This window comes from Kitasatospora albolonga (assembly GCF_039535905.1).
In the GTDB taxonomy this organism is placed as follows: Bacteria; Actinomycetota; Actinomycetes; order Streptomycetales; family Streptomycetaceae; genus Kitasatospora; species Kitasatospora albolonga.
On sequence record NZ_BAAAYB010000062.1, the window covers coordinates 147681 to 166205 of the forward strand.

The following is an 18525-nucleotide window of genomic DNA, read 5'->3' on the forward strand; positions in this document are numbered from 1 at the left end:
GTGGCGAATCGAGGGGGTCAGAAGCTGTAGTAGATGCGCTCCGCGTTGTCCGCCATCACCTTGACGTTCCACTCGGTGCCGCCGTCGACGTTCCCGGAGCGGAAGAGCGGGGGAGTGACGCCCCGGTCGGCCAGCTTGCCGACCGCCGAGGCCACCACGGACTGCATCAGCGCGCTGGTGACGATGGTGGAGACGGAGCCGAAGGTGGTGCCGGCGCCGGGGTGGGTGAGCTCGCCGTCGCCGACCGCGATCTTGCTGTCCAGGACCACGTCGCAGTGGTCCTTGAGGTAGGTGCCGGTGGGGTGGTTGGAGGTCACCTCGGCCGGATAGGCCAGCGAGGTCACGCCGATCACCGAGAGGCCGCGGGCCCGGGCGTGCTGGGCCAGCTCCACCGGCATCACCTGGCGGCCGGAGAGCGAGATCACGAAGAGCAGGTCCCCCGAGCGGGCCGGGGTGAGGTCCAGGGTGGTGGTGGCCAGGCCGGACACCCGCTCCAGGGCGCTGCCCAGGTTGGCCGGCATCACGTTCACCCCGGTCATGCCGGGCACGTTCAGCAGGTTGACCACCACCAGGCCGCCCGCCCGGTAGACCACGTCCTGGGCGGCCAGCGAGGAGTGCCCGGCCCCGAAGGCGAAGATCCGGCGGCCGTCCTCGACCGCCTCGGCCAGCAGTGCGGCGGCCCGGTCGATGGCGTCCGCCTCCTCCGTCCGGATCCGGTGCAGGTGCTCCACCGCCGCGTCGAAGTACTGCCCGACCAGGTCGCTCATCAGATCTCCGTACCGTGGGGGCGGCCCGTGGTCCAGACCGCAGTTTGGGAGAAAGCTACGGCGAGCACGGTGCGGCCTGGGGGCGGCGGCTGTCAACAGTGACGAAATCGCCGCAGGTGTTACGGAAAGGCCCGGGAACATGGGGTCCGGCGGCCGTCGTTGTCGCCGGGGTACGTCAGAATTGTCGGTGAGGACACCGAAGAACGGGAGCCAGCGGCGATGTCTGGGCTGATCGACACCACAGAGATGTACCTCCGCACCATTCTGGAGCTGGAGGAAGAGGGCATCGTCCCGATGCGGGCCCGGATCGCGGAGCGGCTGGAGCAGAGCGGCCCGACGGTCAGTCAGACCGTCGGCCGGATGGAGCGCGACGGCCTGCTCCAGGTCGCGGGCGACCGCCACCTGGAGCTGACCGAGGAGGGCCGCCTGCTGGCGGTCCGGGTGATGCGCAAGCACCGCATCGCCGAGTGCCTGCTGGTCGACGTGATCGGCCTGGAGTGGGAGCAGGTGCACGAGGAGGCCTGTCGCTGGGAGCACGTGATGAGCGAGACGGTCGAGCGCAAGGTGCTCGCCATGCTCGGCCACCCCACCCAGTCCCCGTACGGGAACCCGATCCCCGGTCTGGACGAGCTCGGCGACACCCGGGCCGAGGGCGAGGGCCACGACGCCTCGCTGGTGGCCCTGGACGCCGTCCGCCCCGGTGAGGCCGGTGTGGACGTGGTGGTCCGCCGGATCGGCGAGCCGATCCAGAACGACGAGGGCCTGATGCTCACCCTGCGCCGGGCCGGCATCCGCCCGGGCAGCACGGTCAGGGTCTCGGCCGGCGTCGGCGGCCTGCTGGTCGGCACGGGGGAGGACGCGGCCGAGCTCCCCAAGGACATCACCGCGCACCTCTTCGTCGCCGAGGCCTGATCCCGGCGGCGGGCCGGCCGGCCCGGGAAGCTCGTGAGCCCGGTGCGTCCCCTTCGCACCGGGCCCTCTGCCCCCCGCTTCCCCTCCGGTCCCCCGGCCCCTCCCTCGAGAGCCCCCCCGATCCGCCACACTCGGCTTCCCCGTCCGAGCGCCCCTCCGGCGTTCCTCTCGGAGGAGTTCCTCCCCTCGGCAGATCCCGGCAATCCTTGAGCGTCGTCACTCGTACGAGCGGCTTCCCCGGGTGATCACCGGGTAGACCGGTGTCTTATCCGCTCTCTCGTCCGCCTCCCCACCTGCACCGACGCGTGACGGGCCCCGCCCCCGGTGGGGGACGGAGCCCGTCAGCGGTGCGCGGTGGTCCCGCGCGGTGCGCGCCCCCCACCAGATGGGTGCGGGACGGCAGTTCGAGCGGCGCCGGGCCGACGGACCGTCAGCGGCCCGCGGTGGCCGGGGCGCCCTGCGGCCGCAGGGGGGCCGCCTCCCGGCCGCAGGCGTACGCCAGCGGGCTGATCAGGTCCTGGGCGTCCGGCAGCCAGCGGTTCATCTCGGACGGCGGCCGGGCCCAGCGGGCCGAGCTGAACAGGCCGACCCGGGAGGACGGGCCGACGATCCAGTCGCCCTCGCCGCGCGCCACCATGTCCAGCCGCCCCGGGCCCCAGCCCAGCCGGCGGAGCATGTCGGGCAGCTTGGCGACCACGCCGGGCAGCACCAGGAAGAGCAGCCGCCGCCCGGTGGTGCCGGTGGTGGCCGGGGTGGAGACCACCGGACCGAGCTGGAGGCTGAGCCGCTCCATCCGGGCCAGCGCCAGGCAGCCCGCCATCTCCGGCACGTCCAGCACGTCGAAGAACCGGCCGGTGGGCAGCAGGATCGAGCCCTCCGGGTTCTCCGTCCACCACTTGCGGACGATCCCGGGGCCCGCGCTGGCCTTGCGCCGCCACTCCGGGCCGGTCGGGTGGGCGCCGGGCAGCTCGCAGCGCGGGTCGCCGCAGGAGCAGCGCGCCGGGCCGTCGCCCTCGATCAGCCAGCAGCCCTGCGCCACCTCCCAGTGCCGGTCCTCGACGTAGCTGACGGCCTCGATGAGCAGCGGGGGCAGGCCCGACCTGGGCGTTTGAGGGGTCTCTTCCACGTGCTGCTCAACTACCGTCCGTGAGTGGGGTTACGGGCTGTGCCGGGCCCGGTTTCGCTCCGGCCCCGATGTCACCCCAACCGGTGACGCGCCGGGACCGGCGCACGGCGGAGTCCGCGCCGGAACGCAACTGCCGCTTGGGTTCCGGGCGTTCGGGGCGGGGTAGAGGTGGAACAGGCTCCTGACGGCGCAACAGGGGGCGCACAGGGGCATTTGGCAGGGCGCGTGGGGGTCGGGCCAGTCACCGTGGGTATCCCGCTGGCGTTGCTGATCGCTAACCTGCACTCAGATGCCTTAACCGGTCGGCACGTCGGCAACCGAGCAGCATAATCGTCGCCCGCCGGTCAGGGCCGGGGGCGTGGGGAGGCGAAGCCCATGGCCGCAAGAGCACTCGTCGCACGGCAGCCCAACGAGCGTCTGCAGCAGCTGATCCAGGAGGCGAGCTGCTCGAACGCGGGCCTCGCCCGCCGGGTGAACCTCTGTGGCGCCGAGCACGGGCTCGACCTGCGCTACGACAAGACCTCGGTCGCCCGCTGGCTACGCGGCCAGCAGCCGCGCGGCCAGGCCCCGGCGGTCATCGCCGAGGCGCTCGGCCGCAAGCTCGGCCGCAGCGTCACGGTCGAGGAGATCGGCATGGCCGACGGCAAGAACCTCAGCTCGGGCATCGGGCTGCAGTTCGCCGCCACCCTCAGCGGGGCACTGGACCAGGTCTGCGAGCTCTGGCGCAGCGACGTCGGCCGCCGGGAGTTCCTCTCCGGCGCCACCGTGGCCGCCTCCGCCCTGGTCGAGCCCAGCCGGGACTGGCTGATCACCCCGCCCGACCCCTCGGTGGCCCGGGCCGGCGGCCCCCGGGTCGGCCCGGCCGACGTGGCGGCGATCCGGGCCACCACCCAGATGCTGGTCGACCTCGACCACCGCTTCGGCAGCGGCCACGTCCGCCCCGTGGTCGTGCACTACCTCAACAGCGTGGTCTCCGGCCTGCTCGGCGGCGCCTACCGGGAGCAGACCGGCCGTCAACTCTTCGCCGCGGTCGCGCGCTTGACCGAGCTCGCCGGCTACATGGCGGTGGACACCGGCCAGCCCGGGCTGGCCCAGCGCTACTACATCCAGGCCCTGCGGCTGGCCCAGGCCGCCGACGACCGCGGCTACGGCGGATACGTGCTGGCCGCCTCCATGAGCCACCTGGCCGCCGCGCTCGGCAACCCGCGCGAGATCGCCCAACTCGCCCGCGCCGCCCAGGAGGGCGCCCGCTCGGTCGCCACCCCGACCGCGATGGCGATGTTCTACGCGGCCGAGGCCCGCGGCCACGCCCTGCTCGGCGACGTCCGCTCCTGCGAGGCGGTGGCCGCCAAGGCGCTGGCCGCCATGGAGCAGCGCAACCCCGAGGACGACCCGGACTGGATCGTGCACTTCGACGAGGCCTACCTGGCCGACGAGTTGGCGCACTGCCACCGGGACCTGGAGCAGGCCGTGCAGGCCGAGAAGTACGCCCGCACCGCCCTGGAGCTGCACCCGCCCACCCGGGTCCGGCGCCGCGCCGTCGACCTGGTGCTGCTGGCCACCGCCCAGCTCCAGCAGCGGGACGTGGAGCGGGCCTGCGAGACCGGCACCCAGGCCGTCCGGCTGCTCAGCGGGCTTCGCTCCAACCGGGGCGTGGAGTACCTGGACGAGTTCCGCCGCCGTCTGGAGCCGTACCGCAGCCACCGCGCGGTGCGGGAGTTCCAGGCCAGGATCGAGGTGGAGGCCGCGTGAGAGGTGCCGGGGCGCGTAGTCACGGCTGAGGGGTACGGGGTAGGTTGGGGCCGATAGTCGGCGTTCCGGCGCGGTCAGGGGCACAGCGAGCGCGCGGTAGACCGAGAGAGGCCCGCGGTGCGGACGCAGGCCGTGCACAGGTGAGGAAACCCGTTGAGCCAGCGCCGCTCGTACAACAACTCCGGCGACTTCAACCTGGACGATCTGTTCCGTCCGGAGCCCGACGCCGCCCAGCAGGAGGCTCAGCAGGCGGCTCAGCAGTCCGCGCCGCCGGTCCAGCAGGGCTTCCCGACGGGGCAGTTCCAGGGCGGCCCGGAGTACGCCGCGCCGACGTACGGGGTCCCGCCGCAGGCGGCGGCCCCGGCGGCCCCGGCCGACGCCTCCCAGGCCACCCAGTACCTGCCGCCGTACCCGACCTCCCAGCCGGCGGGCGGTCAGCCGATGCAGGGTCAGCAGACGTACGGCGGGCAGGGGTTCGGCGCGCCGCAGCAGTTCGGTGACGCCCAGCAGTTCGGCGAGCCCCAGCAGCCGCAGCAGTACGGCGAGCCGCAGCCGTCCTACGGCGGTCAGGGCTTCGGCGGGCAGCAGGGCTTCCCCGCGGCCGCCGCGACCCAGCAGTACCCGGCGGCGCCGTCCTACGGGGCCCAGGCCCCCGAGCCCGGGCGCCGCGGGCTCGACAAGCGGGTGGTCATCGGCGGCGGCGTGGTGGCCGCGCTGGCCGTCGTGGGCATCGTGATCGCGCTGTCCGGCGGCGGTGACGAGGACAAGGGCGGGGCGGGCGACAAGAAGGCCGCGGCCTCCTCCTCCGCCAAGCCCAGCTCCGGTGCCTCCGCGGGCTCCGGCGCGGCCGTCAGCCCGGAGACCAAGGCCCAGGCCGAGGCGCTCTCCGCCCTGCTCGGCGACGCCAACGCCAGCCGCACGGCGGTGGTCAACGCCGTCGCGTCGGTGCGCAAGTGCGAGAAGCTCCCGGAGTCCCAGGCCGCACTGGACCAGGCGGCCCAGCAGCGCACCAAGCTGGTCAACGGGCTGGCCGCGCTCAAGGTCGACCAGCTGCCGAGCGGGGCGGCGCTGGCCGAGCAGCTGAAGAAGGCCTGGGAGGCCTCGGCCACCGCCGACAGCGAGTACGCCCTCTGGGCGGCCGACTCGATCGCCGCCTGCGACCCGGCCAAGAAGGACAACCAGCACCTGAAGAACGGCGACGCGGCGAGCGGCACCGCCACCACCGCCAAGAACCAGGCCAGCACCCTCTGGAACGCGATCGCCGCCCAGACCGGCCTCCCGACGAAGTCCGCCATCGAGCTCTAGGCACTCCGGCCCGGCAGGGCAGCGCGCCCCGGGGCCGAAGGCCCCGCAGGGGCGCGAGGAACTGCGCGCAGGGGAACGGCAGCACCTGCAACTGGCTGACGGAGCTTCAGTTGCAGGTGGGCCGCCTTCCGACTCGCGCAGTTCCTCGCGCCCCCGGGATCACCATGTGCGTTCCTGGTGCCCCGGGGTCACCGCGTGCGTTCCTGGTGCCCCGGGGTCACCGCGTGCGTTCCTGGCGTCCCGGGGTCACCACGTGTGTTGTCGTTGCCCCGGGCGGATGCCCGTCAGCCCGCGAGGGTGGTGCGGACGTCGACGAAGCCCTCGCGCTGGAGGGTGAGGCGGCCGCCCTGGACGCGCTGGAAGGTGACGGAGGTGTTGACCAGGCGGGGCGAGTCGGCGCTGGGAAGCATGTTGGTCATGCCCCAGCTGAGGGCCGGGGTGGCGCCGCCGGTCTCGATCGGCTCGCCGCTGTCCAGCACGTTGCGCAGCGCCTTCGAGGTCAGCTGCTTCTCGTTGCCGGCCCGCTCGACCGCCGTCCGCAGGACCTCGTAGGCGACCCAGGTGGTCTGCACGCCGGGGTCGGAGACGTCGATCACGGCCCCGTTGGCCTGCTGCCGCACGGTGGTCCGCAGCACGTTCCAGACGTGCGAGGACTCCGGCGGGTACCAGCCGGTGGCGTAGGCGCCGCCCAGCGGGCCGCTGTCGCCGCCGGTGGAGTCGACCACGGACTGCTGGAAGCTGCCGATCACCGAGGCCAGCTGGGTGCGCTTGGGCTCCAGGCGGCGGAACGGGTCGAGCAGGTTGGCGGTCGGCTCGGCGCCGAGCGCGGCGACCACGCAGCCGCCGGCCCGGTCGTCGCCGATGGCCTTCTTGGCGATGCCGGTGTAGTCGTTCGACCGCTCCGGCGCCTTGATGTCGCTGATCTTGATGCCCGAGCCCTTGAGCGCCCCGGCCAGGTAGCCGAGCAGGGTGTCGCCGGCCCGGGTGTCGGGGCGGATCAGCGCGATGTTCTTGCAGCCCGCCTCGGTCAGCTGCTTGCCGCTGCCGGCGATCAGCGCGGGGGTGCCGCCGGAGACGGGGTAGGAGAGCGGGCTGCTGAACTCCGGGGTGGAGAGCCCGTACCCGCCGATGTACGGGATGCCGGCCTTCTCCAGCACCGGGATGTAGCTGTCGCCGTACTGGCTGTACGAGCCGACCACGGCCAGCGCGTGCTCGGCCACCGCCTGCTCGGCGCAGGCGGCCGCGCCGTCGGCGGAGTTCTGCTCGTTGCAGGTGAGCACCCTGACCTTGCGGCCGAACAGGCCGCCGGTGGAGTTGAGCTCGCGGCCGATCGCCTCGGCCAGCAGGGTCATGCCGGGGCGGTCGGTGGTGCCGGTGCCGGAGGGGGCCCAGGTCATCACCGTCACCTCCTCGGTGCCGGCCGCGTCGGCGGGGCCGCCGCAGGCGGAGAGCAGGGCTGGCAGCAGCAGCGCGGCGGTGACCGCGGCGGCGGTCCGGCGGCCCCGGCCGCCCGGACCTGCGGTGCCGGTCGACGGCGTGTGGTCGGGCGATCCGCTGCGCCTCATGATGCTCTGCCCCTCCTCGGACGTGCAGGCCTGGTCGGCCCCGGTTCAGACTCGACCGGTCAGGGTGCGCAGGAGGGGATGAAAAGCGAACGACCGGCAAACGGGGACGGAACTCCGGGAGCTTTCGTTGCGCGACGCGGGTAGAACGTGCAATGTCCGGGCACGTAGCATCGATCCCCATGTCCGCGAGTACAAGTTCTTCGCATCGTTCGGCCCGAACCCCTTCTCGGACCGGGCACGGCTCCAGCACCATGGGCGGCATGCCGATCAACGACCTGCCGTGGTGGCGCTGGCGCGCCCGGATCCGCTCGGCCCTCCACATGCTCGCCGACCACGACTTCCAGCAGCGCACCTGGCTGGTCGGCCAGGAGGGCTACGGCGACGTGACCGACGCCGTCTACCGCCTGGTCGAGGACAGCTGGCTGGACCGCTGGCCGGCCGAGAAGTACGTGGGCTGCGTCCTGCGGGACGCTGAGGAGGCCGCCCTGGTGGACGCCGCCGTGCTGGCGGTGCTCCGGGTGCTGCACGAGGTCGGTGCGGACGCCCCGGCCGGTGCCTACCTCGGCCACCCCGGCTGGCCGGCCGCAGTGGCGGCCGCCCGCGAGGCACACGTTCGGCTGACGCTGGCGGACGGCGAGGACCCGGCCGAGCCGCCGCGCTCGCTGGAGGTGCTGCGGATCCTGACCCGGGTCGGCTGAGCGGAACCCCGTCGGCGTGGCGTCCGGAGTGCGGTCAGCGGGGCGGGGCGCGTCCGGAATGTGAAAGCCTGGACGACCCGCCCCGCGACCGAAGAACGGAACGTCCCGTGGACCAGCAGACCGCCAGCGCCCAGTACGTCCTCACGCTGTCCTGCCCGGACAAGCAGGGGATCGTGCACGCGGTCTCCAGCTACCTGTTCATGACGGGATGCAACATCATCGACAGCCAGCAGTTCGGCGACGCCGACAGCGGGCTGTTCTTCATGCGGGTGCACTTCGCCGCCGAACACCCCGTCAGCACCGAGAAGCTGCGCGCCAGTTTCGCCGCGATCGGCGCCTCGTTCCGGATGGACTGGCAGATCACCCCGAGCAGCGAGCGGATGCGGGTGGTCCTGATGGTCTCCAAGTTCGGCCACTGCCTGAACGACCTGCTGTTCCGCACCAGGATCGGCGCGCTGCCGGTGGAGATCGCCGCGGTGGTCTCCAACCACACCGACTTCCGCGAGCTCACCGAGTCCTACGGCATCCCCTTCCACCACCTGCCGGTGAACCGGGAGAACAAGGCCGAGGCCGAGCAGCAGCTGCTCGACCTGGTCGCCGCCGAGCAGGTCGACCTGGTGGTGCTGGCCCGCTACATGCAGGTGCTCTCGGACGACCTCTGCAAGGCGCTGGCCGGACGGGTCATCAACATCCACCACTCCTTCCTGCCGAGCTTCAAGGGCGCCAAGCCCTACCACCAGGCGCACACCCGGGGCGTGAAGCTGATCGGGGCCACCGCCCACTACGTCACCGCCGACCTGGACGAGGGCCCCATCATCGAGCAGGAGGTGGCCCGGGTCACCCACGACGTGACGCCGGACCAGCTGGTCGCGCTCGGCCGGGACGTGGAGTGCCAGGCCCTGGCCCGGGCGGTCAAGTGGCACAGCGAGCGCCGGGTGCTGCTCAACGGCAGCCGCACGGTGGTCTTCGCCTGACGGCCCGTCGGCCCGGGGCCCGCGGCTTCACGGACGGGAGAGCAGCGGCGCGGCCCTGAGCAGTTCCGCGATCGCGCCGCGGTCCCCGTGCTGCCCGGCGGGGATCCGCTCCGGGCTCCGGTGGGCGGCCGCCAGGGAACAGAACTCCAGCCCGTCCAGCACCAGTTCGGCCACCGGCGGCCCCTCGGGCACCGTCCCGTCCAGCGGCACCAGCCACTCCCCGGCGGCCGGTCCGTCGATCACCAGGCGGACCACCCGACCGGGCCGGCCGTCCTGCGGCGGGCCGTCCGACGGGTTGGCGGCGGCCAGGGCCAGCGGCAGCATCCGGGCCGCCAGGTCCACCATCAGCCGCAAGTGCCGGGCCAGTGGCGGCGGGTAGGGGTAGTCCACCGCGCGGGCGACGTCCTCGCCGTGCACCCAGGTCTCGAAGGCGCGGTCCACGAAGGCGTCCCGCAGCGGCAGCCGGGCGAAGCCGAAGTCCACCGCGGCCGAACCCCGTGGCCGCAGCGCGGCCGCGCGCACCAACGCGTGGCCCTGCTCCCGCCAGCGGGCCCGGACGGCGACCGCCTCCCGCGCCGGCCGGGCGGCCAGCAGCCGCTCGGTGCGCTCCAGCACAGCCGCCGCGGGGGAGCGCTGGGCGGGGACCCTCGGCGGCTCCGCCCGGGGGACGGGATCGGGCAGGCCGAGCGCCGGGGCCAGATAGCCGTCCACCGCCGTCAGGTGGGCCAGTACCTCGGCCGGGCGCCAGCGCTCCACCCCGCCGTGCCACGGGAGTTCGGCCACCTCCTGCCACTCCTGCGGGCCGAGGTCGCGCAGCAGGGCGTCCAGCTTGGCCGTCTCCGCCGCGTAGGGCGCCGCCCAGGCGGGGACCGGGAGTTCGGGCGCGCGGCGGGCCAGGCACCAGTCCAGCACCTGCTGACGGAGCGTCTCGGACGGCTCCAGCGGATCCTCCGCGGCCAGCCGCCCGGCGGCCTCCCGCAGCCGCGCCGCCTCCTCGGCGCACTCCGGACACCCCGCCAGGTGGCGGCCCACCTCCGCCGCCTCCCGCCGCGGACACGCCTCCAGGGCCCAGGCCCCGAGCAGGGACCGGTACTCCTCGTGCGGCCGGTCTCCGACAGTCACGTGGACGCCTCGGGGAAGGTGGCTACGCATCCGGGGGCGCGGGGAACTGCGCGCGGGGGAACGGCAGCACGTGCAACTGGCTGACGTGCCCCGACCTCACGCTGGTCCGCCTCCCGATTCGCGCAGTTCCCCGCGCCCCCGAAGGCATCACCACGTACGTCATCACCGCTCAGCTGCTGCAGGGCCAGACGGAGGCGGTCCTTGGCGGTGGCTTCGTCGATGCCCAGGCGGCGGGCCGTCTCGCGGTAGTCGTGGCCCTCCAGCCAGGCCAGGGCGACGGTCTCGCGCAGGTCGTCGGGGAGCAGCTCGACCAGGCCGGAGGCCAGGCCGCGCGGTGGCGCCCCCTCGGGCCCCTGCTCCAGCCGCAAGCGGTCCAGTGCCCGCCGCCGGGTGAGCGCCGCCAGCCAGGCCCGCAGCGATCCCCGGCCCGGGTCGAAGGCCTCGGGGTGCTCCCAGAGGTGGGCGAAGACCTCGCGGGTGAGCCGCTCGGCGGCGTCCTGGTCGGCCAGGATGCGGCCGGCCAGGCCGTGCACCAGTGGGGCGGTCCGGTCGTAGAGCTCGGCCAGGGCCGTCTCCTCGCCGCAGGCGAGGCGCCACTGGATCCGCTCGTCCCAGCTCGGGGGCGGTGCGGCGCTGTCCACCGGGCCACGGTAGCCCGTAGCCGTGGACCGGTGGGGGGAATCGTACGAAGAAGTTTCGATTCGTCAGTTGGTGGCGGTCGTACCGCCATTCGATGTTCGAGTGGTGGTGGACACATGTAGGAAGGGTGGTTCGCTCGTGGCGGCCGTCAGATCCGAGCCACCGCGCGGTACCTTTCGTCATGCCCGGGGCACCCTCGACGAGCAGGTGGGCACGGGTGGCCGGACGACCGTCGGTGCGACGGTCGCCAGGGTGAGCGGGACAGTATGCACTGCGCTGTCCCTCTGACGCTGGAATATGCCCGAAGCGCTTGCTGCGAATGTCCGGCCGGACCATTCTGAGGCGTATTCGTGACGGGGCCGAGGCCGGTCCGACCGGGCCTCGAACTGCGAGTGCGGGTGGTGAGCGGTGCAGGTACTTCAGGTCCAGCTGGCGGTGCGGGCCGACCCGGCCGAGGTCGGGCGCGCCCGCCGGTGGGTGCGGTCGCGGTTCCAGGGCCACGGGCTCGATCCGGACGCCCCGTTGGCCGAGACGCTGGTCCTGGTGGTCTCCGAGCTGGTCACCAACGCGGTGGTGCACACCGGGTCCCCGGCGGTGCTCCGGCTCTCCGTGCCGCTGGCCGAAGGTGACGGTGCGTCGGCGCCGAGCCGGGTCCGGGTCGAGGTGGCCGACGGCAGCACCAGCGCCCCGGTGCCGCGCCACGCCTCCGGGGACGCCACCAACGGGCGCGGGCTGGAGCTGGTCGAGCTGCTCTGCGAGAGCTGGGGCTGGTACCCCGACGGCTCCGGCAAGCGGGTCTGGTGCGAGATCGCGGGCTGCTCGGCGGGCCTTCCGGCGCTGGAGGGCGCGGGCGGCCCCGGGGGCGCACTGATCGCTTAGCGACCGGGAGTGCGCCCCCCGCGCCCGGTAAATGCTCCGCAACCATTCCGAATTTCCGACAACCCATTGACGTGACGTATCCGACTGATCACTCTTGGGTGCAGTTCTCCGTCGTGAGGGGACGCCGAGGGATCACCGGGTGCGGTCAGCATGGGGGATCAGCAGCTGCCGAGCGCCCGGTCGGCCCTTCCTCGGCGAGCACGGAGCGCTCGGAGCGCGGGATTCAGGGCCCGCGCCCACGGTCGGGCGGCGGCGGAACAGCGGCCGCCGCCCGGCCTCCGAAGCTGCGGGATCGTGACCCTAAATCGCTGGCGTGTCGAAGTGGTCTGGACCAAAACTGCTGGGGTGACGCTCCCCGAAACACAGGCCCCCGCCGTCGCCGCCCCGCCCGCCGATGACCAACCCGCCATCTGGTCCCGGAACTTCCGCTACTACTTCACCGCCCGCAGCTCCGGCCTGCTCGGTGACGCGATGCTCCCCGTCGCGGTCTCCGCCGGACTGATCGGTGCAGGCCACGGCCTCGGTACCGTCGGCTTCGCGCTGGCCTTCCTGTTCGCCCCGTTCGCCGGCTTCGTGCTCTTCGGCGGCGTACTGGCCGACCGCTTCACCGCCCGGCGGATGATGATCGCCGCCGACCTCACCAACCTCACCACCCGCGCGCTGCTCGCGGTCCTCTTCTTCCGCGGCATCGACCAGCTCTGGCACCTCTACGTGCTGCTCGCGCTGGCCGGCACCGCCGCCGCGATGTTCCAGCCGGGCGCCGCCTCCACCGTCCCGCTGGTGGCCCGCGACGTCCAGGGCGCCAACGGCGTGCTCCGCACCGCCGAGGCCCTCACCACCCTGATCGGCCCGGCCCTGGCCGGCGTCCTGGTCGGTGCCGCCGCCACCGGCTGGGTGATGGTGATCGCCGCCGTCACCTTCGGCATCAGCGCGATCTGCCTCTTCCTCCTCCGGCTCGGCCCCGTCCCGGCCCCGCCGCCCGGGGACAGCCTCTGGCGCAACCTGGTGGTCGGCTGGCACGAGTTCCGCTCCCGCAGCTGGCTCTGGGGCGTGATCCTGATCTGGATGGCCTTCACGGTCTTCTCCTGGGGGCCGCTGCAGCCGATCTCGGCCGGGCTGGTGGTGCCCGCGCACGGCTCCACCGTGTTCGGCGTGCTCAACTGCGCCCTCGGTGCGGGCACCGTGGCCGGCGGGCTGCTGGCCATCCGCTACAAGCCCGAACGGCCGCTCGCGGCAGGGGCGGTGGCGATGGCCGTGTTCCCGCTCTACCCCATCGGCCTGGTGGCCGGCTGGCCGGTCTGGCTGCTCGGCGTGGCCCAGTTCGTGGTGGGCGTCGGCCTCACCTTCTGGAGCGTCATGTGGGCCACCAGCGTCCAGACCCAGGTCCCGGGCGAGGTCCTCAACCGCATCCACGCCTACGAGGTGGCGGGCTCCGTCTGCATGTTCCCCGTCGGCAGCGCCCTCGCCGGCCCGGCCACGACCGCCTTCGGCACCACCCGCACCCTCGAACTCGGCATCCTGGTCGCCCTCCTGACCGTCGCGGCGCTCCTGCTGGCACGCCCGGTGCGAAAGCTACGGCGAGTGGCCTAGGGGCTGCGCGAATCGGAAGGCGGCCCACCTGCAGCTCATGCACCGTCAGCCAGTTGCAGGTGCTGCCGTTCCCCTGCGCGCAGTTCCTCGGGCCCCCGGGGAAACCGGTCGTGGACTGCACGTTGAACGGATATCCCGTGTACGTCGCGGACGACGCTCCCTACGCTGTCGGCCGTGACCAGAACCGGTGAACGCACCCGCGCCCCACGTCTCCACTACGCCTGGGTGGTGGCGGCGGTCGCCCTCCTGGTGCTGGTCGGCTCGGCCGGATTCCGGTCCACGCCCGGTCTGATGATGGACGCGCTGCACGCGGAGTTCGGCTGGTCCCACGCCACCGTGGCCAGCGCCGTCTCGGTGAACCTCACCCTGTTCGGCCTGACCGCCCCGTTCGCCGCCGCCCTGATGGACCGTTTCGGCGTCCGCCTGGTGGTGGTCTGCGCCCTGCTGACGATCTCGGTCGGGGCAGGCCTCACCATCATGATGACCGAGAGCTGGCAGCTGATCCTCTGCTGGGGCGTCATGGTCGGCCTGGGCTCCGGCTCGATGGCGGGGGCCTTCGCCACCACCGTCACCGGCCGCTGGTTCGCCGCCCGGCAGGGCCTGGTCACCGGTGTGCTGACGGCCGCCGGGGCCGCGGGCAACCTGGTCTTCATGCCGCTGCTCGCCTGGATGGTGCAGACCCAGGGGTGGCGCACCGCCGTCGTGGTGGTCTCGATCAGCGCGACCGTCGTCGCCGTCCCGGTGCTGCTGCTGATGCGCGAGCGCCCGTCCGACCTCGGCCTGCTGCCGTACGGCGCGACCGAGGCGCCCGAGGTTCAGAAGGTGGAGGGCAGCGCGATCCTGCGCAGCCTGCGGGTGCTGCGCAACGCCCTCACCGACCGGGCGTTCTGGCTGCTGGGGAGCTCGTTCGCGATCTGCGGGGCGACCACCGCCGGGCTGGTCGGGACCCACTTCATCCCGGCCGCGCACGACCACGGCATGCCGGTCACCACGGCGGCGAGCCTGCTCGCCCTGGTCGGGGTCTTCGACGTGGTCGGGACGGTGGCCAGCGGCTGGTTCACGGACCGCTTCGACTCCCGGGTGCTGCTGGTCAGTTACTACGGTCTGCGCGGCGTCTCGCTGCTCCTGCTGCCGCAGCTGTTCGCCGGTTCGCTCCAGCCGCCGATCCTGGCCTTCATCATCTTCTACGGCCTGGACTGGGTGGCCACCGTGCCGCCGACCATCGCGCTCTGCCGCCGCGAGTTCGGCGCGGACGCCCCGGTGGTGTTCGGCTGGGTGCTGGCCTGCCACCAGATCGGCGCCGCGGTGGTGGCCGGCCTCGCCGGCCTGGCCCGCGACAGCTTCGGGAACTACGACCTGACCTGGTACGCCGCGGGCGGTCTCTGCGCGGTGGCCGTGGTGCTCTGCCTGGCCCTCGGCCCCGGCATCTCCAAGCCCGCCGCCCCGGCCGACGCGCACCACGAGGCCCACCACGACGTGCACGACGCACACGCCGAGGCCACCCCCAAGGCGGCCGTCGCCGCCGACTAGGCTCGGGGATCATGACGCTCTCCTTCACCCTGGCCCCCGAGCTGACGCCCGAGCTGCGCGCCGAGGTCATCACGCTCTGGACGGACGTCACCAACGCGGGCGGCGCGGTCGGCTTCGTGCCGCCGGTGACGGAGGACCAGGTCTGGGTGACGGCCGAGAAGCAGTTCGGCGGCACCGGCCCGGGGCAGCCGGACGTGCTGCTGATCGGCCGCGAGCCGGAGGGCGGACGGCTGGCGGCCCTGCTCTTCTTCGAGTCGATGCGCTTCGACCTGATGGAGCACTGGCGGATGCTCAAGCGCGTCATGGTGCACCCCGACTTCCAGGGGCGCGGGTACGGGGCGGAGCTGCTCGGCGAGGCGGCCCGGGTGGCCACCGGCTGGGGGCTGACGGGCCTTCGGCTGACCCTGCGCGGCGGGCACGGGCTGGAGGCGTTCTACGGCAGCTGCGGATACACCGAGGTCGGCCGGGTGCCCGGGGCGATCCGGGTCGGGCCCGGCGACGACCGCGACGACGTGACGATGTGGCTGCCGCTCGCCTGAACGGTGGCCGCCACGGGACCCTGGCGGTTCCGGGCCGTCAGGTCGTGTTTCACTGGACTGCCGTGCCAGCCGTACCCCCGCCGTGAAGGACACCACCGTGAGCAGCCAGAAGCACGCCACGCTCCGCTACACCTCGATGCGGGTCAGCATCTTCCTCTCCTGCCTGCTGATCTCCCTGGTGCTCGGCCACTACGGGATCATCCCGGTGACCGGGAACACCGGTGTGGTCTTCCTGGTGCTGATCGCCGGTGTGGTCTCGGCGCCGCTCAGCTACATCCTGCTCAGCAAGCAGCGGGACGCGATGTCGGCGCAGCTGGCCGACAAGGTGGCGGCCCGCCGGGCCCGCTCGGCCGCCGTCGCGGCGCAGGAGGACGCGGCCGACGACGCGGCCCGCGCCGCCGAGGCGGCCCGCAGCACCGCCGCCAACTGACCGCTCCCGTCCGCCCGATGACCACCGCCGTGCCCCCGTCCGGGCCGATCCCCGAGCCGGCCCCCGAACCCCGCGCCGCGCCGCGCCGTCCGACCGGGCGGGACGTGGCCCGGCTGGCCGGGGTGTCGCAGGCCACGGTCTCGTTGGTGTTCTCGGGTTCGGAGGCGGGGCAGCGGGTCTCCCCGGCGACCCGGGAGCGGGTCCGCGAGGCGGCCCGGGAGCTGGGCTACCGCCCGCAGGCGGCGGGCCGTCAGCTGCGGCTGGGCCGCAGCGGGATGATCCTGCTGGCGGTGCCGAACATGCTCGGCCCGTTCTTCGGCCGGGTGCTGGTCGGGGTGCACGAGGAGGCCGGCCGGCACGGGCTGGCCGTGGTGGTCAGCTCGGGCTGGGGGAGCGCGACGCTGGCCGAGGCCGCCACCACCAGCCGCTTCGACGGCCTGCTGGTCTGCTCGCCGGACGACAGCCAACTGGGCGCGCTGCCCTCCGGCACCCCCGTGGTCTTCCTGGACGCGGACCCGGCACTGGCCGATCCGGAGACCGGCCGCACCCGGCCGACCGTGGAGCTGGACGTGGCGAGCGGCATGCGGGCGGCCGTGGAGCACCTGGCCGGGCTCGGCCACCGGCGGATCGGCCACCTGCGCTCGACCCACTCCGCGTACACCTTCCGGGTCCGCCAGGCCGCCTTCGAGCAGGCCGCCCGGGGGCTGGAGGTGATCGAGCTGGGCGTCACCCTGAACGACGGTCAGCGGGCCGCCCGGGCGGTCGCGCGCGAGCTGCTCTCCCGGCCGGACCGACCGCACGCGGTGGTCTGCGACGACGACGTGGTGGCCTCCGGGCTGTACCAGGCGGCGGCCGAGCTGGGCCTGCGGATCCCCGACGACGTCTCGGTGGTCGGCATGGACAACATCCCGGTGGCCGACCTGCTGGCCCCGCCGCTGACCACCGTGGACCTGCCCGGCGAGGAGCTGGGCCGGGCCGGGGCCGCCGCGCTGGCCGCGCTGCTGCGGGGCGAGCCGGCCGAGCCCGTACCGCCGTTGGCCACCCGGCTGGTCGAACGGAGCTCCACCCGGCCGGTCGCCTGACCCCCCGCCGGGGCCGCCACGGCTGACGCACCCGAAGGGGCACACGAGGCTGCGCCACCAGGGGCGCGAGGAACTGCGCGAATCGGAAGGCGGCTCACCTGCAGCTGAGGCTCCGTCAGCCAGTTGCAGCTGCTGCCGTTCCCCCGCGCGCCCCGCGGCGGAGCCGCAGATCAGCAGAGCCTCGCGCCCCCGGTGTGACCACTCTCGTCATGCGGCCGCGACCAGCGCGGGAGCCGGCATCGGGTGGAAGAGGCGGCGGGCGGCCAGTAGGAGGAGGCCGCCGAGGGCGATGCCGCCGGCCGCGCAGAGGGCGACGCCGGCCAGGGCGGATTCGGCCAGCGCGCCGGAGACGGCGTAGCCCGCCGCGTTGCCGGTGGCGAACAGCGTGATCAGCCAGGCGAAGGCCTCGGTCACGGTGCCGGTCGGCGCCAGCTCGGCGATCAGTACGAAGGCGGCCGCCAGCAGCGGGGCGAGCCCGATCCCGGAGAGCAGCGCCAGCGCCGCCATCACGCCGGGGGAGGGGAGCAGCAGCAGCGGCAGGTAGGAGGCGGCCATGGCCAGGGCGAGCACCCAGGTGCGGGTCGCGGTGGAGCTGCGCCACTTCACGGCGCCGTAGCCGAGGGCGCCGAGCAGCCCGCCGAGGGCGGCCAGCGCCAGCAGGGTCCCGGCGCCGCCGGGGAGTGCGCCGGGGTGCTGCTCGGCGTAGGCGATGAAGAGCACGTTCTGCGCGCCGACCGCCCAGCCGGCGCCGGCCAGGCCGAGCAGGAGCAGGACCAGGCCGGGGGAGCGCAGCGGGCCGAGCAGGCCGGAGGAGGCGTGCCGGGCCGGGGCGCGCCAGGCGCGGGAGGGGGCGGAGGTGGCGACCACCAGGGCGCCGAGCAGGCCGAGCCCGGCGGCGGTCCACAGGGCGACGGTGGGGGAGGCCCCGGCGGCGATCCCGGCGACGGCCAACGGGCCCGCCACGTAGAGCAGTTGCTGGGTGGCGGAGTCGAAGGCGTAGGCGGTGTCGAGCTGGTCCTCCGTCACCACCTCGGGCCAGAGCGAGCGCAGGCAGGGCTCCAGCGGCGGCATCGCCAGCCCGGCCACCGCTGCTCCGAGCGGGGCGGCCCAGGCCGAGCCGGGGGCCAGGGCGAGCAGCGCGTAGCCGCCGCCGGCCACCACGGCGGAGGCCAGCAGCACCCGGGGCTGCCCGGTCCGGTCGACGATCCGGCCGAGCACCGGCCCGCCGATCGCGGCGGCGATCGCGTACGCGGCGGTGGCCAGCCCGATCCGGCTGTACGGGGTGCCGGCCTCGCGCAGGGCGAGGGCGATCACCAGGGCGGTCATCCCGGCGGGGAGGCGGCCGAGCAGGGTGCCGCCCAGGAGACGGGTGACGTGGGGGGCGCGGAGCAGGGCGAGGTAGCCCATCGGATTCGGTCTCCCGGGGCAGGCGTGGGCACGGGGGTGGCAAGGGGTGGTGAGCCCTCAAGTTATACGTATAACCACACTGCGGTCAATCGAGCCCCGGCCCCCGGCCGGGAACCGGGCCCGGTCGTTCGTCGTCTGACAACCCGACAGCTGATGACGCACCAGGCCGCCAGGGACACCGGCCGCGACCAGCCGCCGCGCGGAAGGG

The 18525-nt window shown here is 73.9% G+C and carries 17 protein-coding genes; 11 read left to right on the plus strand and 6 right to left on the minus strand.

Going from position 1 to position 18525, the window contains the following annotated elements:
• Positions 1 to 17 precede the first annotated feature (17 nt).
• On the minus strand, positions 18 to 767 hold the full coding sequence (locus ABD946_RS15275; RefSeq protein WP_345283848.1) for a sugar isomerase domain-containing protein: 750 nt from the start codon (positions 765 to 767) through the stop codon (positions 18 to 20).
• A gap of 219 nt (positions 768 to 986) precedes the next feature.
• Here ABD946_RS15275 and ABD946_RS15280 point away from each other — a divergent pair, with 219 nt between their 5' ends.
• Positions 987 to 1679 carry an iron-dependent transcriptional repressor DtxR gene (locus ABD946_RS15280; RefSeq protein WP_345283850.1) on the plus strand — a complete coding sequence of 231 codons (693 nt, stop codon included), beginning with the start codon at positions 987 to 989 and terminating at the stop codon, positions 1677 to 1679.
• Positions 1680 to 2109: 430 nt separating this feature from the next.
• On the opposite strand, the gene ABD946_RS15285 is transcribed toward ABD946_RS15280, so the two are convergent.
• Positions 2110 to 2805 (minus strand): bifunctional DNA primase/polymerase, encoded by a 696-nt coding sequence (locus tag ABD946_RS15285; protein WP_345283852.1) that lies wholly within the window; start codon positions 2803 to 2805, stop codon positions 2110 to 2112.
• A 375-nt stretch (positions 2806 to 3180) separates the two neighbouring features.
• On the opposite strand from ABD946_RS15285, the gene ABD946_RS15290 reads away from it, so the two are divergent.
• On the plus strand, positions 3181 to 4557 hold the full coding sequence (locus ABD946_RS15290; RefSeq protein WP_345283854.1) for an NsdA family TPR-like regulatory protein: 1377 nt from the start codon (positions 3181 to 3183) through the stop codon (positions 4555 to 4557).
• Positions 4558 to 4710: 153 nt separating this feature from the next.
• Positions 4711 to 5862 (plus strand): hypothetical protein, encoded by a 1152-nt coding sequence (locus ABD946_RS15295; RefSeq protein ID WP_345283856.1) that lies wholly within the window; start codon positions 4711 to 4713, stop codon positions 5860 to 5862.
• Positions 5863 to 6146: 284 nt separating this feature from the next.
• On the opposite strand, the gene ABD946_RS15300 is transcribed toward ABD946_RS15295, so the two are convergent.
• Positions 6147 to 7427, minus strand: a complete 1281-nt coding sequence (locus ABD946_RS15300) for an ABC transporter substrate-binding protein (RefSeq protein ID WP_345283858.1) — start codon at positions 7425 to 7427, stop codon at positions 6147 to 6149.
• A gap of 260 nt (positions 7428 to 7687) precedes the next feature.
• Here ABD946_RS15300 and ABD946_RS15305 point away from each other — a divergent pair, with 260 nt between their 5' ends.
• Together ABD946_RS15305 and purU are read left to right on the plus strand one after the other, a co-directional pair.
• Complete coding sequence (locus ABD946_RS15305) at positions 7688 to 8125, plus strand: SCO4402 family protein (RefSeq protein ID WP_345283860.1); 438 nt, start codon at positions 7688 to 7690, stop codon at positions 8123 to 8125.
• A 107-nt stretch (positions 8126 to 8232) separates the two neighbouring features.
• The gene (gene purU, locus ABD946_RS15310) at positions 8233 to 9099 is read left to right on the plus strand and encodes a formyltetrahydrofolate deformylase (protein WP_345283861.1); all 867 of its coding nucleotides are present in this window, start codon (positions 8233 to 8235) and stop codon (positions 9097 to 9099) included.
• Positions 9100 to 9126: 27 nt separating this feature from the next.
• Here the strand turns inward: purU and ABD946_RS15315 are convergent, their stop codons facing one another.
• Together ABD946_RS15315 and ABD946_RS15320 are read right to left on the minus strand one after the other, a co-directional pair.
• Positions 9127 to 10221, minus strand: a complete 1095-nt coding sequence (locus ABD946_RS15315) for a maleylpyruvate isomerase N-terminal domain-containing protein (RefSeq protein WP_345283862.1) — start codon at positions 10219 to 10221, stop codon at positions 9127 to 9129.
• Positions 10218 to 10862, minus strand: a complete 645-nt coding sequence (locus tag ABD946_RS15320; protein ID WP_345283863.1) for an RNA polymerase sigma factor — start codon at positions 10860 to 10862, stop codon at positions 10218 to 10220. The genes ABD946_RS15315 and ABD946_RS15320 overlap by 4 nt, the downstream gene beginning before the upstream one ends.
• A gap of 406 nt (positions 10863 to 11268) precedes the next feature.
• On the opposite strand from ABD946_RS15320, the gene ABD946_RS15325 reads away from it, so the two are divergent.
• The 6 genes from ABD946_RS15325 to ABD946_RS15350 all read left to right on the plus strand — a co-directional run bounded on the left by ABD946_RS15325 (position 11269) and on the right by ABD946_RS15350 (position 16910).
• Entirely contained in the window at positions 11269 to 11739 is a 471-nt protein-coding gene (locus tag ABD946_RS15325) for an ATP-binding protein (RefSeq protein ID WP_345283865.1), read from the plus strand.
• A 345-nt stretch (positions 11740 to 12084) separates the two neighbouring features.
• Positions 12085 to 13329 carry an MFS transporter gene (locus ABD946_RS15330; protein ID WP_345283867.1) on the plus strand — a complete coding sequence of 415 codons (1245 nt, stop codon included), beginning with the start codon at positions 12085 to 12087 and terminating at the stop codon, positions 13327 to 13329.
• A 174-nt stretch (positions 13330 to 13503) separates the two neighbouring features.
• A complete protein-coding gene (locus ABD946_RS15335) occupies positions 13504 to 14859 on the plus strand; it encodes an MFS transporter (protein WP_380149442.1) in 1356 nt (451 codons plus the stop codon).
• Positions 14860 to 14870: 11 nt separating this feature from the next.
• Positions 14871 to 15398, plus strand: a complete 528-nt coding sequence (locus ABD946_RS15340) for a GNAT family N-acetyltransferase (protein ID WP_345283869.1) — start codon at positions 14871 to 14873, stop codon at positions 15396 to 15398.
• Positions 15399 to 15495: 97 nt separating this feature from the next.
• Positions 15496 to 15828: a DUF4229 domain-containing protein gene (locus tag ABD946_RS15345; RefSeq protein ID WP_345283871.1), complete on the plus strand. Its 333-nt coding sequence runs from the start codon at positions 15496 to 15498 to the stop codon at positions 15826 to 15828.
• A 17-nt stretch (positions 15829 to 15845) separates the two neighbouring features.
• Positions 15846 to 16910 carry a LacI family DNA-binding transcriptional regulator gene (locus ABD946_RS15350; protein WP_345283872.1) on the plus strand — a complete coding sequence of 355 codons (1065 nt, stop codon included), beginning with the start codon at positions 15846 to 15848 and terminating at the stop codon, positions 16908 to 16910.
• A 207-nt stretch (positions 16911 to 17117) separates the two neighbouring features.
• Here the strand turns inward: ABD946_RS15350 and ABD946_RS15355 are convergent, their stop codons facing one another.
• Positions 17118 to 18317 carry an MFS transporter gene (locus ABD946_RS15355; protein WP_345283874.1) on the minus strand — a complete coding sequence of 400 codons (1200 nt, stop codon included), beginning with the start codon at positions 18315 to 18317 and terminating at the stop codon, positions 17118 to 17120.
• Positions 18318 to 18525 lie beyond the last annotated feature (208 nt).

Excerpts from the sequence above, each read along its gene's own strand:
- ABD946_RS15275 (WP_345283848.1), bottom strand. The coding sequence starts at position 767 with ATGAGCGACCTGGTCGGGCAGTACTTCGACGCGGCGGTGGAGCACCTG.
- ABD946_RS15280 (WP_345283850.1), top strand. The coding sequence starts at position 987 with ATGTCTGGGCTGATCGACACCACAGAGATGTACCTCCGCACCATTCTG.
- ABD946_RS15290 (WP_345283854.1), top strand. The coding sequence starts at position 3,181 with ATGGCCGCAAGAGCACTCGTCGCACGGCAGCCCAACGAGCGTCTGCAG.
- ABD946_RS15300 (WP_345283858.1), bottom strand. The coding sequence starts at position 7,427 with ATGAGGCGCAGCGGATCGCCCGACCACACGCCGTCGACCGGCACCGCA.
- ABD946_RS15305 (WP_345283860.1), top strand. The coding sequence starts at position 7,688 with ATGCCGATCAACGACCTGCCGTGGTGGCGCTGGCGCGCCCGGATCCGC.
- ABD946_RS15340 (WP_345283869.1), top strand. The coding sequence starts at position 14,871 with ATGACGCTCTCCTTCACCCTGGCCCCCGAGCTGACGCCCGAGCTGCGC.
- ABD946_RS15350 (WP_345283872.1), top strand. The coding sequence starts at position 15,846 with ATGACCACCGCCGTGCCCCCGTCCGGGCCGATCCCCGAGCCGGCCCCC.
- ABD946_RS15355 (WP_345283874.1), bottom strand. The coding sequence starts at position 18,317 with ATGGGCTACCTCGCCCTGCTCCGCGCCCCCCACGTCACCCGTCTCCTG.